The organism is Clostridium chromiireducens (assembly GCF_003575225.1).
GTDB classification, from domain to species: Bacteria; Bacillota; Clostridia; order Clostridiales; family Clostridiaceae; genus Clostridium; species Clostridium chromiireducens.
In genome coordinates this window covers 221,300-236,177 of record NZ_QXDJ01000005.1, presented here as the reverse complement: position 1 = coordinate 236,177, position 14,878 = coordinate 221,300, and the positions used below count along the sequence as shown (strand labels likewise).

Genomic DNA, 14,878 nt, shown 5'->3' with positions numbered 1-14,878 from the left:
AAAGGTGTACGATTAGTTCATCGTTCATATAATCCTGACGGTGGTACCTGGTCAGCAAATCCAATTAAAGGACAGTTAAAATATATTAAACTAAAAGATAATACTGAAGAAATTCATGCTATTAATGTATCTGAATCTTATGGCCAAAAGGATAAACTATTTTTAATAAACACTAATTTATTTAACAGCGTTGAAGTACAATATTCACTTCAAAAACATTATAGTAAACATGATTATAAGAATAATGTTATAAATGATGATGAATATGACGATTATGATAGTGAATCTAAAGAAGTAAACCTTAAAAATCAATTTAAGCTTTTAAAGTCTAGCATTGAACTTCCAAATCCTAAAGGCGAAATTATTTATAACATTTCAGTTAATGGTGGTAAAGTTAGGCTAAACCACAATTCATATAATCTTGATGGTGGTACATGGTCTTCTCCTCCAAGTAAAGATCAAGTGCAGCATATAGATTTATATGAAGGAGAACATAAAATAAAATTGTTCATTGAAGAACATTTTGGACATAATGATAAAATAACTTTAGTTAATACTAATTTTAATAATAGTGTTGATATAACTTATAATGTTGAAAAAATAATTGATGAATTAAATCTTGAAAATCTTAGTTAAGTCACATTAAAGCAATTACAAACTTTATTTAAGATTGTTATATGAAAAGCAAATTCTAATATTCTTAAGAATTTTAGAATATTAGAATTTGCTTAAATAATTTTCCAAACAAAACAAAATATCTGAATCACGCTTTAGTAATTGATCATTTGCAATTAATATAATAGCTATTACACAATAACTTTACATAAATATGTAGCCAGAACAACTCCTTCCAGGCTTAAGAAAACATTTAATAAAACATTTGACATGCCTGCTAAATATCTTCCATCACTTAGCAAGCTGATTGTTTCATAACTAAATGTTGAAAAAGTTGTAAGACCTCCCATGATTCCAGTGGTTAAAAAAAGCTTTAAATCTGGTGATATTAAATCTGTAGACATACTTAATTCATTTATCATACCTATTAAAAAACCACCAACAACATTTACTATCAGCGTCCCTAGTGGAATGCTATAATTAAATAAATTGGCTGACTGTTTAGTAATTAAATATCTAGTTATTGCTCCTATACATCCTCCAATACCCACATAAATAACTCTTTGCAATTTAATCTCCTCCATTTATTAAAAAATATTTTATTATCTGGATTATTAATTACTATTCATCCTTCCGCCTCCATTCTTAAGTTACAGCTCCATTTAACAACTAATATATTAGATTAAGTCTTCTTATTATACTAAGTTATGTTTTAATAAGTCCATTTTCTATTTCAATAACCAAAATATATGCATAGATTCAAAAAGTTCTTAAAAATAAAAAGACTCCTACTACATTTATTGTAGTAGAAGTCATCAATCTCTAAAGAGATGTTTAAAGGCGAACCTCATCACCTATAAAATTCCTCATATTCTAAAAACATCATCTGTTTATTTAATTGTAAGTTATAATTTGATGATTTTCAAGCTTTAATAATTCAATTTTTAATTTTCTTAATTATTCTTCTCTCTTATAATTTAAATCTTTTTATAATTTTATTAAGCATTTCATTTATCTAACTCCTCCATTTTAATAATAATGCTGAATGTACAATAACTACAACTGAACCTACATTATGTACCAATGCTCCTACAATTGGATTAAGAATACCTGTCATAGCTAATATAATTGCAATAAAATTTAAGGCCATTGACAATGCAAGATTAATATTTATTGTTTTCATAGTTCTCTTTGAAAGCTCTAATAAGTGTGGAATACATTTTATATCATCACTTACAAGGGCTATATCTGCCGCATCTACAGCAATATCACTTCCTATACCACCCATGGCAATTCCAACAAAAGCCTTCTTTAATGCTGGTGCATCATTTACTCCATCACCAACCATTGAAACGAGTTGTCCATTTTTTTGAAATTCTTCAATTATAGCTAATTTATCTTCAGGCAGGCATTCTGAATATACCTTTTCAATACCAGATAAAGTTCCTATATTTTCTGCTGTTTTTTTATTATCACCTGTAATCAGAGCAGACTCTATATTTAATTTATTAATTTTTTGAATTGTATTTTGGGCATCTTCTCTTAATACATCTTCTAAAACAACAAAACCTTTTACATGATCATCCTGTGCAATATACACAACTGTACATCCTTTTTCTATAAAATCGGAAGCTAAATTTTCTTGAACATTGCTTAAGTTTAATTGATATTCTTCTAGTAGCTTCTTGTTTCCTGCTATTATTTTATTATTATCTATTTTTCCAGAAACCCCTTTACCAATTATCATCTTAAAGTCTGTAACTTTCTTAAATCCTTCCTTTGATACTGTTTTATAATATTCTATAATTGCTTTTCCAAGTGGATGCTCTGAAGAGCTCTCAACACTGGCCATTAAATTTAATAATTCTTCTTCTGATACGCTTTTGTCAAAAGTACATACTTTAGTTACTTTTGGTTTTCCATAAGTTAAAGTTCCTGTTTTATCAAAAGTAATCTTCTTAACTTTTGATAACCTTTCAAGGGCATCCCCTTCTCTAATTAAAATACCGTGCTTTGTCGCATTTCCTATACCTGCCATGATTGCTGTCGGTGTTGCTAAAACTAATGCGCAAGGACAAAATACAACTAATATTGTAACAGAACGAAGAATTTCACCCGTGACGAACCATGTTCCACCTGCTGATATTAAAGCAATTACAACAATCCATGTAGCCCATCTATCTGCCATTCCTACAATCTTTGCTTTTCCCGCATCTGCTGATTTTACAAGACGGATCATTCTTTGAAGTGAACTATCTTCACCAACTTTACTCGCTTTCATACTGAAGGCACCAAATTGATTTACAGTACCACTAAATACTTCATCTCCAACATTCTTATCTACAGGCATTGATTCCCCTGTCATAACAGATTGATCTATTGATGTCTCCCCTTCAATCAAAATACCATCAACAGGTACTGTCTCTCCTGGCAAAACTTTAATAATATCATCTACTAGAACATCCTTAGCTTTAATCATTTTTTCTTTTCCATCTACAATTACTCTTGCTATTGTTGGTGTTAGATTAACCAATTTTTCAATTCCAGATTTTGCTTTTGCAACAGTATGTTCTTCAAGCAATGCACCTAAAGTCATAATAAATGCAACTTCTCCTGCTGCAAATATTTCACCTATGATTACAGAAGCAATTAAAGCCATAGAAACTAGCACATCTGCTTTAATATCAAATTCTGTAACAAGTCCAATTATTGCTTCTTTAATAATTGGCAAACCACATAATACTATTGCTATATAAGCAGCATCAAAAGGTAAATCTATTAAATTAAAAAAACTAATTATTAGCGATAATGCTGATATTATAAGCATTATCATAGTTCGTTTTTCTTCATCCTTTATGAATTCACTTATTTTAGACATTTCATATCCTCTCCTTTCATATACCCCTAGGGGTATACGTATATGATAATGATAAAAGATTTTTTTGTCAAGAATGATTCTCATAATTGTTTAAAAATATTTATAACAAAAAGCAGTCAAATTTTGACTGCTTCCCATAAAAAATCATTATAATTTAAATATTGTTATGACATCCTAGAAAAATGCTCTACTGCTTTAGCAAAATCAGCAATTGTCTTATCAGCATCACCGTGCTCTATCCCTTCACGAACACAATGTTGAAGATGCCCCTCCAATACTACTTGACCAACTTTATGTAAAGCACTTTTAGCCGCATTAATTTGTATTAAAATATCTTCACAAGGTACATCCTTATCTACCATTTCTGAAATGGCTCTAAGCTGGCCTTCTATTTTTTTAATCCTAGTTTGAACTTTTGGTATATCCATACATTGACGCATATCAAATCCTCCTAATAAAATTAAATATTATTGTTTTCATAATTTATATTTCAGTAATCACTGGCAAAACCATAGGTTTTCTTTTTATTTTTGTATATATAAAAGTGTTTATTTCTCTTCTAATAGTATTTTTTATTTCTGACCACTCAGTTACATTATTATCAAGGCATCCCTTTACACTTTTATAGGCTATTTCTCTAATATCCTTAATTATTTCTTCTGAATCTCTAACATATACAAATCCGCGCGTAATAATATCTGGACCAGATATTATACTTCTACTTTCTTTATTTATAACTATAACTACTGTTATAATACCGTCCTTTGATAAATTTTTTCTATCTCTAAGTACAATATTACCTACATCTCCAATACCTAAGCCATCTATAAGAACTCTACCTGCTGGCACCTTGTTAGTTATTTCTGCTTTATTTCTAGATAATTCTAATACATCTCCTATTTCTAATATAAACGTATTTGATTTATCCATACCCATATTTTCTGCAATTTTAGAATGACTTAATAAATGCCTATACTCACCATGTACTGGTACAAAAAATTTAGGTTTTAAGAGTGCATGAATCAGTCTAAGCTCTTGCTCACAAGCATGGCCTGATACATGTATGTCTTCTATTGCTTCGTATATCACCTTGGCACCTTTTTGTGTTAAATCATCTATAACATTAGAGACAGCCTTTTTATTACCAGGTATTGGAGTTGATGATATAATTACCATATCATCCTTTTCAAGTTGAATACTCCTATGATTTCCTGAAGCTATTCTTGTAAGCGCTGCCATTGGCTCACCTTGGCTTCCAGTGGTAATTATCGTAATTTTATTGTTAGGGTACTTTTTAATATCATTTAAATCTATTATCATTTCTTGTGGTATAAATAAATATCCCAAGACTCTAGCAACTTCAGATATTTTTTCCATGCTTCTTCCACTGAAAGCAATCTTTCTACCATTTTTTATAGACGCATTTGCAATCTGCTGCACTCTATGGATACTTGATGCAAAAGTAGCTACTATTACTCTTCCATCTGCCTTAATAAATAGATTATCTAAAGTTTCACCAACAGTCTTTTCCGACATTGTATAACCTGCACGAGTAGCATTAGTACTATCAGCCATTAAAAGCAGTACTCCTTTTTTTCCGAGCTGTGCATATCTTTGTAAGTCTATAATTTCTCCATCAATTGGAGTAAAATCAATTTTAAAATCACCAGTATGAACAATTGCTCCTATAGGTGTATGTAAAGCAATTGATACACTATCTGCTATACTATGATTTGTTCTAATAAATTCAATCTTGAAATTGCCTTTTTCTATTATATCACCTGGTTTAACCATGTTTAATGTGCAATCACTAAGAATATTATGTTCTTGTAATTTACTTTCAATTAACCCTAAAGTTAACTTTGTAGCATAAATAGGAACATTAATTTGTTTTAACACATAAGGTAATCCTCCTATATGATCTTCATGCCCATGAGTTATAAAAAATCCCTTTATCTTATCTTTATTTCTTAGTAAATACGTTATATCAGGAAGTACTAGGTCGATTCCTGGAAGCTCTCCATCTGGAAATGACATTCCACAATCTATAACTACTATTTCGTCTTCATATTCAAATACAGTTAAATTCTTCCCTATTTCTCCTACCCCTCCTAAAGGTATAACTTTTATCTTATTAACTTTTTTCTTATTTACCATTTTTACTCCTAATCTGTAACTAAGAACACAAAAATAGAACTTAGCTACCACTAAATTTTTTCTATAATTAAATTTTTATTTTTTTGTATTCCGAAGAGCAATAATACACTTTCTTAAAGTCATTTTGTCTTAACCTCATAATAATATTTATTATCAATTTTAGAAAGATTTAAAATAAACTTAGTATATCTGCACCTTGTTTTTCTTTATAAATATTATGTTCATTATAAAAAAACTTGAATAAATATAAATTTATAAATGTGACCATAAATCGATTATATTCATTCATCTTTTTTTATTGCTTTTAATATATGTAACTAATTTAATCAAATAACTCTTAACTAAATATTATCACGAAAACTCTTATGTAGTCAATTTCAACCTAATAATATTATTATTATTTTCCTGTTTTTATATTAACTATGAGAAGTTTGACCCAAAATTTCGATATAAAACATCAGTCTGTAATAAAATTAATGATAACTAATTTTTATTACAGACTTTTTAATAATAATAAATAGATAAATTTAGCTTAATCGATTTTTAATATATTTCCCGTATTATTGTAGTCAAATTTATTTCCAAAAAGAGTTGTTATTTTTAAACTCATTTATTTTTTCTCCTTATCATAATAATCATGAATAGCATTTCTAAGTGCTTGTACACCAAGATTAGAACAATGTTTTTTATTTTCTGGTAATCCTTCTAATGCATTTACAATATCTTCTTCAGTAATTTTCAATGCTTCTTCTACTTTTACATTAAATTTATTTAATTTATCTTCATCTTTATGCTACTCTAATTCATCAATAATTTTTTTAACTATAGGATTAAATAATAATTCTAAACTTTCATCTATATGGGCATCATAAAATCCCAAAGCTGTATCCAAACCCTTTTAAATGTTTCGCAATGGTCACAGAAATTGAAGATTTACCAACTCCTCCTTTACCACTCATAACACCAATAATTTTCTTTACATTGTTCAAAGGATTGTTTTCAATCATGCAGCTAGCTTTATCTTTTGTACATCCATTTTTTGATGAACAAGAATTACAATCTGACATTAAATCATCTCCCGACTTTAATTAGCATTTGCCAACACTATAATAGCTCCATTTTTTGTTATTGTCAAATGCTAATAAAAAATATTGACTTACTTTTTTAAAGGGATTACTATTAATTATGGCAAATTTAATTACCATATATTATGAGTTATTTGAAGTAATACTAGGAGATATTTTATGAAAAATATAAATAATAAGCAATTACTTTAGAAGATAATTGAACATATATATTACAGCTAAAATATCATTAAATATAAACTCATATATTTAACACATTTTTTATACTATAAATCAAAATATTGAAAAGGGGGTTGTACAATGTATATTTCAGATGAACTTATAGACAAATTTATTAAAGAAGATATACCCTACATAGATTTAACTACTCTAATTTTAGGAATTGGTCATCAAATAGGCACTATACAATTTTTCACAAGAGAAGATGCCGTACTTTGTGGCACTGAGGAAGTTTCAAAAATATTTAACAAGTTAAATATAGAACTGGTTAAAACTAAGCCTTCAGGCGCTTTAATAAAAAAAGGTGAAGTTTTCCTCGAAGGAAAAGGTAATGCTGAAGATTTGCATATGGCATGGAAAGTATCACAAAACATTCTTGATTACAGTTCAGGAATTGCTACTAAAATGAAAAAATTAGTAGATAAAGTATCTAAAATAAATTCTAATCTACATATTATTACTACAAGAAAAGTGGTTCCCGGAAGTAAGGAATTAGCGATTAAAGCTATAATTGCAGGTGGTGGATTTCCCCATAGACTAGGATTATCAGAAACCATATTAATATTTAAACAACATTTATGCTTTTTAGGCGGCATTGATGAGCTTATTAAAAATTTAAATTCCATAAAATCTAAAGCCTGCGAAAAAAAAGTAATAGTGGAAGTGGAAAGTATAGATGAAGCTATTAAACTTTCTAAAAATGGCATTGATGGTATTCAATTTGATAAAGTCCCACCTAATGATTTAAAAGCATATGTAGATATTCTTAAAAATATTAATTCTTCTATTATTATTTTAGCTTCTGGTGGCATAAATGAAAACAACATTGAAGAATATGCTAAGACAGGCGTCAGTGCCATTGTTACAACTTCAGTATATCATGCGAAACCTATTGATATTGGCTGCAAAATTAAAAATGATAAAATGCAATAAAGTAAAACCAAAATTTAATTTTAATAAACACGATACTTATTTAAATTTTAAAAGAGAGGTTAGCCATTTTACCTTCCTCTCTTATTATTATTATTAAACTAATTAAAATGCCATTTACTACTTAATTATACAATTTTATAAATGAGCATTTACCTTATTTATTATATTATTTTTTGGCATAAAACCAGCCAAATTTTCTACTGGAATTCCATCTTTAAAAATAATCATAGTTGGAACCGCTGCTATTCCATATTTTTGTGCTATTCTGCCATCTTCATCAACATCTAGTTTGAAAAAATTAACTTTATCTCCCATTTCATTACTAACACCTTCAAATATAGGAGCTAACATCTTACAAGGTCCACACCAAGTTGCAAAGAAATCAACAACAACTACACCTTTTGTATTTTCAACATTTTGAACAAATTCATTACTATTTATTATTTTAGCCATGCTTAATTCCTCCTATTTAATTTAAACATTTAATAATTCCTAGTTTGCTTATACTTTAATTATATTTTTGTTTTTATTCTTTTTCTGTGACTTAATCACTTAATACATTGTCTATAAATGTTTCCTTACCGATTCTATCCATAACTGTAGAAATTCTTTCTCCTTTTTGGCCAACTTCTCTGTAGTACTTCATTATTTTATCAATTACAGGTACTATCTTTTCTTCCTCAAATATTTTTCCAAGTGAATCTCCAATTCTCATTCCCCTTCCAAATCTTCCACCTACAAATATTTCAGCACCGTTTTCTTTAACAATAGCAGCATTAGTTTTGCATACTCTCACACATTCACCGCAGCTTACACAGAGCTCTTTATTATAAACTATCTTCTTATCTACTATTTCTAAGGCTTTTTGCCTGCAACCTTGTACACAAAGGCCACATCCAACACAATTATCTAGCTTAAATTCTGGTATTGTTCTTCCCATAACTCCTATATCATTTATATTAGCTTTTGCACAATTATTTGCACAGCCAACAACTCCAATTTTGCATTTATGTGGAGTATCAGTTCCAAAATATATAACTTCCAATTCTCTACATATCCCTTGTGTATCAATATTTCCATGAAGACACACAGTTCCTTTGCATGCAACTAATGGTCTTATTTTTTGACCTGTCCCACCATGACGTAACCCCAAATCTTTAGCTTCTTCCATTACTTTTTCTGCATCTTCATCTTTGATCCAAGGAACTTCCATTTGAAGTCTTGTAGTAAGACCAACATAGCCTCGTCCATATTTTCCTGCAATCTTATTAATCATATTTAATTCTTCCACTGTATAATTTCCTGCTTTGCTTAAGAACCTTACTGAATAATGTTCTTTATCATTTTGCAATAAAAATCCTAGAGCTTTCATTTCTTTTTGTCTTTTAGCATTAACCATAAAAAATATGCATCTCCTTCAAATATGTAATTTATTCAAATTAATTAACTTTAATACCTTAAAGTATAATATTGGATTATTTGTAAGTAAAATAAGAATTTATAATATAACCATAAATATATCTAATGATTCAGTGTGGTATTTGATGTTTGTGCCTATACTAAAACCTATATAAGAGATTGTATTATAATCTTTCTTAATTAATATTATTGACATATGCCATTTATGAGTTTATTATAATACATAAAGGGCATATGCCAATAATATTTTATTATATATGTTCCTTTATTTAATATTTTGTTGGAGGTTTATATTATGAAAATAGCATTACCATCACGTAATAATAATATCGATGATCACTTTGGACACTGTGAATATTACACAGTTTTTACAGTTGATACACAATCTAAAGAAATAACAGATTCTGAAACTGTTGAATCACCAACCGGCTGTGGCTGCAAATCAAATATTGCAACTACTCTTTCTGATATGGGAGTTGAAGTTCTTCTTGCCGGAAATATGGGTGAAGGAGCTGTAAGAGTGTTAAATAATGCTGGTATAAAAGTTTTACGTGGCTGCTCTGGAGATGTCAAAACTGTAGCATTAAACTGGATTGAAGGTTCACTTGTAGATTCCGGCGATGTCTGCCATGAACATGAATGCCATAATTAATAAATTTAATTAAAAAGTTGTTCATAGTGATTTATTAAATCACTATGAACAACTTTTTTATAGCTAATCTTATTTTGTAAATTTTTACTTTTTCAAAATTACTTTACAGATTAATTATAATTCAGACTTCAAAATAATATTCTGCACTAGTTATTGAAAATCCTTGAATATTTCTCTATACAAATCTTCAAAAGCACTATTCTTTCTCCATATAAAATAAAAGCAATGCTTTCTTTGCAAATCTTCAATTTCAACTTTTTGTAAACTGCCATCTTCTAGTTCTTCTTTTACTGCCGCTTCGTATATAGCTGTGATTCCATTGTTATTTTTAACTAAAGATTTTATTGTATTAATATTTCCTATTTCTATTACTTTATTAAAATCTTTTATTGTCAAGTTTTGTTCTTCTAAATTTCTTTCAAAAATATCTCTTGTTCCTGAACCTTTTTCTCTTACAATCAAAGTTTCTCTAAGTAGATCTTCCAGTACTTTAGGCTGCTCTTTAAATTTATAGTCTTTACCTGCTACACAAATATATCTTTCCTTAGAGTATATAACATAATCATACTCACTTTTTATAAAATATCCTTCTACTAATGCAAAATCAATTTCACCATGTTCCAATTTCTTCAAAAGTTCCTTAGTGTTCCCCACAACCATATTAATATTCATGTTATTATTCTTATTCAAATAGTTATGAAGTTTTAATGGTAATATAAATTCCCCTATTGTAAGGGTCGCACCAAATTTAAGATTCTTTACTCCTAATTTTTCTTCATCAATCTTTTCTTTTAAGAATTTTTCATCATGCTTCATTGTAATAGCTGTTTGATACAAGATTTCTCCTGATTTTGTAAGCTTTATTTTTTTTCCTTCATATTCAAATAATTTACTTTCATAAGCTTTTTCTAAATATTTTATATGTTGTGATACTGCTGGCTGTGTAATGCAGAGTATTTCTGCTGCTTTCGTAAAATTCATATATTCGCATACAGTTAAAAAAGTATCTATTCTAAAATCCAACATTTTTTCACCTCTGCAATATATCATAACACATTTTTATTAATATATAGAAATGAATAATTTTTACTTATGAATTTAATTTGCTAGTATATTTTCGAACTAGAAATTCTGAAAATAGTAGTAATACTTTCTGTATATTGTTCTAAGATTCATTTCCATATACTATTCTTTTTCTAAACATTTATATATTTCATCTAGATTATATCTCATGGCTTCAATATAATCCTTATCATCTTCTTTAGATTCTAATGTCAATATTGGTACTACTTCTGCCCCGACTTCCCTTGCTAAAGTTTCTGAAACTTTTGGACTTGCTAATTCTTCCGAAAAAACAGTTTTTATATTATTTTCTTTACAAAAATAAACTAAATCTTCTAATTGCTTTGGAGTCGGTTCCCCTTCAGCAAATAAATTTTCAACTGACTTTTGCGTTAAACCAAAATCTCTACATAAGTATCCAAAGGCAGCATGACCTGTTATAAAATTCTTCTTATTTAATGTATCAAATTTAGGCTTATATTCATTATATAAATCATCTAATTCCTTTTTAAAATTATCATAATTGGCTTCATAATAATCCTTATTCTTTTCATCTAGTTTTATCAAAGTATCTTTTATGTTTTTAGATTGTATTTCTGCATTTTTTAAGCTTAACCAGCTATGTGGATCAACTGCTCCTTCTTCTTCTCTAACTTGTACTCCCTCACTTGAGTTTACTATGATTATATCTTTTCCTTTAAGAGTATCGTTAACTTTATCTACCCAGCTCTCCATTCCTAACCCATTATAAATAAACGCCTTTCCTTTAGTTAGTTCCTCGAAATCTCTAGTTTTAGGCTCATAATCATGAGGTTCTACATTATCCGGTACTAAACATGTTACTTCTGCTTTATCTCCTGCGATCTTTTCAGCAAATTCTTTTAGCGGATATATGGAAACCATGATTTTTAATTTGTCATCCTTTGTATTTTGTGATGTAGTTCTTGTATTAGTTCCACATCCAATTAGTGCCATACTAGTTACTATAGCTAGCACTCCTGAAATAATTTTCTTTTTCATATTTGCACCCCTTTTGCATATGATTTGCATTTGCATTTTCATTTAATAATATTACTATCCAATAATAAATATGTCAATACTTATAAAAAACTATATAAAATGGCACTATTGTAATTTTATACTTATAGGAATATAATCTATATAAAATGTAAATGCAAATCTATTGCATCTACAAATTCCTATAAAATATAAAAACATAATATATTCTTTACAAATTGAATAATTTAAATAATAAGTTTATTAAATAATATATAGTTGAGGTAAATTATGAAAATAAATATCGATATAGTATTAGGATTTATTGAAGCTGGAAAGACTAACTTTATAAATTCCATATTAAAAAGTGGTGAATTTCAAAATGAAACAATTATAATTCTTCAAGATGAATTTGGATTATCTGAAATAGATATATCCTCTCAAAACTCTCAAGATAATAATAAGATTATTGTAATTAACCCCAAAATAACAGAAGAAATTAATACATTTTTTATTAGTACAATAATAGATCAATATTCTCCAAATAGAATATTGATAGAAACAAATGGAATGAAGGATTCTTCTTCTATTATCAATATATTCAAGGATAAATTTCTTAAAAAAATATGTAGGGTTGATGATATAATAGCAATAATTGATGCAAAAAAATTTTTTATATATTTAAAAAATATGAAAAGTATAGTTACTCCTCATATTTTAAATAGTGAAACAATAATATTAAACAATCTAAATTATTTAAATAAAGAAGAATTTTCAAATATTCAAAATGAAATAAAAAAAATAAATGAAACTGCAAAGCTTATAGAACACGTCTCTACCTTAAACATTAAAGAAATTCATCAGGAAGAATATGTACAACTTAATAATAAGAATAATTTCTTTACTTTTAAATTTTTAATCTCTACAACTGTTTTTATATTTTTATTTACATTCTTCATGACATTAATGATGTCTGATTATAATATATATAATGATTATATAAGTAAATTCAAAAATTTTTATACAATATTTATAAGTATATTAATTCAAGGTCTTCCCTTCATTTTGGTTGGAAGTTTTATATCAGCAGTAATACAGATTTACATTTCTCCAGATACGTTTATTAAAATATTTCCTAAAAATATTTTTTTATCGTGTATAATTGCCGCTTTTTCAGGTATATTATTTCCAATTTGTGATTGTGGGACAATCCCAATCGTTAAAGGCCTTATAAAAAAGAAAGTGCCTATAGCCGCTGCTATTACTTTTATGCTTGCAGCCCCAATAGTAAATCCTATAGGAATTCTATCTACTATCTATGCTTTTCAAGGTATGAAATCCGTAGTAATTTGTAGAATATCCGCTGGAATAGTGATTTCAATTTTGGTAGGACTAATCATGCAGTTTAGTATGAAAAAAGAAGATGATATATTAATAATCAATGATGATGAAATAAATTGTAATTGTGGTTTTTGCAGCAGTGATTATGATTCTTCAAGTGATGCATTAAAAAGGCTTAAAGCAGTATTTATTCATACTGGAGATGAATTTTTTAATACCGGTAAATTTATGATTATTGGTACATTTCTATCTAGTATCTTTCAAACTGCGATTTCTATGAATAATAATATGTATCTTCCGAACGATAACAGAAGTTCCCTTATAACTATGATATTATTATCTTTTTTACTTTCAGTTTGCTCAACTTCAGATGCATTTGTAGCAAAAGGATTTTTGAAACTATTTTCAATAAATTCTGTTATGGGATTTCTTGTAGTAGGTCCTATGCTTGATATAAAAAATACAATTATGCTCTTTGGCAACTTTAAAAAGAAATTTGTTATAAAGTTAATATTTTTTATTCTTATAATATCTTTTGGTGTTCTTGTTAACCTTAAACTATCCTAATAATAATGAGTCAAATATTGAAATATATTTTATCTTAGCTATATAAAATAATAAACTAAGACTGTTACCTATAATTTTATATACTTAAGCTTTGGAGATGAGAAGTATGAAGAAATTAAATTTAGATATAATAGTTAAAACATCCATATTATTATCCTTATCAATATTTTATTTTAGAATTATTTTAACCAATGAAATAGTTCTATATGTCCATCCAAGAATTATTCCTTTTGCAGTCTTCGGAATGATCTCAATGCTCGTGATTGCATTGTTCTTACTTGGAGGCATTTTTAATACTAAGAAAAAAAAATTAAAATTCAAAAATTATATTGTCTTTATAATTCCATTAATTATGATATTTTTTATGCAGACTATCAATACAAATTCTTCTGCTAACGCTAGTGACATAAATTCAAATTCTAGCTTAAATAGTAGTGCAAATCCTACTCTTAATGCTAATAGCTCTAGTTCCTTTGACATCTATAGCGGAAAATCTGAAAGTGATGATCAAGGTAAAATTGATAAGAAAGAACTTGATATAAAGAATGGTATTATAGAAGTAACTTTAAATAATTTTGTATTTTCTCTTGATGAAATTCTTTCAAATCCAAACAAATATATGGGGAAGGAAATAGAAATATCTGGTTTTGTATATAGAGATAAAGCTTTAAATGAAAATGAGTTTATAATAGGAAGGTTTATGATGGTATGCTGTGCAGCAGATATGCAGATTGCTGGAATTGTATGTGATAATAATAATCTACAAACTTACGATAACAATACTTGGATTAAAGTAAAAGGAAAAATCCAAAAAACTTCTATTGAAGGTGATGTAGAGCCAATTATAGTCCTCGAGCATATAGAAAAAGATTCTAATCCTGATACTTCATATGTATATCCATTTTAAAATAAAAGTTCTTTTTGAATAAAATATGACAATTCTAATATATTATT

General features: G+C 27.8%; 12 protein-coding genes, 2 pseudogenes and 1 riboswitch. Of the genes and pseudogenes, 4 read left to right on the top strand and 10 right to left on the bottom strand.

What is annotated here, in order from left to right; translation table 11 throughout:
• Positions 1–806: 806 nt before the first annotated feature.
• From crcB to D2A34_RS19715, 6 genes and pseudogenes are all read right to left on the bottom strand, one after another.
• Positions 807–1,199, bottom strand: a complete 393-nt coding sequence (gene crcB / locus D2A34_RS19740; RefSeq protein ID WP_341467268.1) for a fluoride efflux transporter CrcB — start codon at positions 1,197–1,199, stop codon at positions 807–809.
• Between the two features lie 215 nt (positions 1,200–1,414).
• Positions 1,415–1,479, bottom strand: a riboswitch (Fluoride riboswitch).
• A 151-nt stretch (positions 1,480–1,630) separates the two neighbouring features.
• Positions 1,631–3,493: a heavy metal translocating P-type ATPase gene (locus tag D2A34_RS19735; RefSeq protein WP_079439548.1), complete on the bottom strand. Its 1,863-nt coding sequence runs from the start codon at positions 3,491–3,493 to the stop codon at positions 1,631–1,633.
• A gap of 164 nt (positions 3,494–3,657) precedes the next feature.
• On the bottom strand, positions 3,658–3,933 hold the full coding sequence (locus D2A34_RS19730) for a metal-sensing transcriptional repressor (protein ID WP_079439549.1): 276 nt from the start codon (positions 3,931–3,933) through the stop codon (positions 3,658–3,660).
• Positions 3,934–3,976: 43 nt separating this feature from the next.
• On the bottom strand, positions 3,977–5,650 hold the full coding sequence (locus tag D2A34_RS19725) for a ribonuclease J (RefSeq protein WP_119367750.1): 1,674 nt from the start codon (positions 5,648–5,650) through the stop codon (positions 3,977–3,979).
• Between the two features lie 610 nt (positions 5,651–6,260).
• A pseudogene (locus tag D2A34_RS19720) lies at positions 6,261–6,404 on the bottom strand (iron-sulfur cluster assembly scaffold protein); the annotation flags it as partial.
• Between the two features lie 115 nt (positions 6,405–6,519).
• Positions 6,520–6,717 (bottom strand): annotated as a pseudogene (locus tag D2A34_RS19715) (P-loop NTPase); the annotation flags it as partial.
• A gap of 318 nt (positions 6,718–7,035) precedes the next feature.
• Between D2A34_RS19715 and modD the strand changes: the two are divergent.
• The gene (gene modD / locus D2A34_RS19710) at positions 7,036–7,887 is read left to right on the top strand and encodes a ModD protein (RefSeq protein WP_119367748.1); all 852 of its coding nucleotides are present in this window, start codon (positions 7,036–7,038) and stop codon (positions 7,885–7,887) included.
• 135 nt (positions 7,888–8,022) lie between these two features.
• Here modD and trxA read toward each other — a convergent pair whose 3' ends face one another.
• Positions 8,023–8,340: a thioredoxin gene (gene trxA / locus D2A34_RS19705; protein WP_079439552.1), complete on the bottom strand. Its 318-nt coding sequence runs from the start codon at positions 8,338–8,340 to the stop codon at positions 8,023–8,025.
• Between the two features lie 91 nt (positions 8,341–8,431).
• Positions 8,432–9,286, bottom strand: coding sequence for a 4Fe-4S binding protein (locus D2A34_RS19700; RefSeq protein ID WP_119367747.1), 855 nt, complete (start codon positions 9,284–9,286; stop codon positions 8,432–8,434).
• 315 nt (positions 9,287–9,601) lie between these two features.
• Here D2A34_RS19700 and D2A34_RS19695 point away from each other — a divergent pair, with 315 nt between their 5' ends.
• Entirely contained in the window at positions 9,602–9,958 is a 357-nt protein-coding gene (locus tag D2A34_RS19695) for a NifB/NifX family molybdenum-iron cluster-binding protein (RefSeq protein WP_119367746.1), read from the top strand.
• A 150-nt stretch (positions 9,959–10,108) separates the two neighbouring features.
• Here the strand turns inward: D2A34_RS19695 and D2A34_RS19690 are convergent, their stop codons facing one another.
• Positions 10,109–10,984, bottom strand: coding sequence for a LysR family transcriptional regulator (locus D2A34_RS19690; RefSeq protein ID WP_119367745.1), 876 nt, complete (start codon positions 10,982–10,984; stop codon positions 10,109–10,111).
• A 159-nt stretch (positions 10,985–11,143) separates the two neighbouring features.
• Entirely contained in the window at positions 11,144–12,040 is an 897-nt protein-coding gene (locus D2A34_RS19685) for a metal ABC transporter solute-binding protein, Zn/Mn family (RefSeq protein WP_119367744.1), read from the bottom strand.
• Between the two features lie 267 nt (positions 12,041–12,307).
• Between D2A34_RS19685 and D2A34_RS19680 the strand changes: the two genes are divergently transcribed.
• Together D2A34_RS19680 and D2A34_RS19675 are read left to right on the top strand one after the other, a co-directional pair.
• Positions 12,308–13,924, top strand: a complete 1,617-nt coding sequence (locus D2A34_RS19680; protein ID WP_119367743.1) for a permease — start codon at positions 12,308–12,310, stop codon at positions 13,922–13,924.
• Positions 13,925–14,030: 106 nt separating this feature from the next.
• Positions 14,031–14,831 carry a TIGR03943 family putative permease subunit gene (locus D2A34_RS19675; protein ID WP_119367742.1) on the top strand — a complete coding sequence of 267 codons (801 nt, stop codon included), beginning with the start codon at positions 14,031–14,033 and terminating at the stop codon, positions 14,829–14,831.
• Positions 14,832–14,878 lie beyond the last annotated feature (47 nt).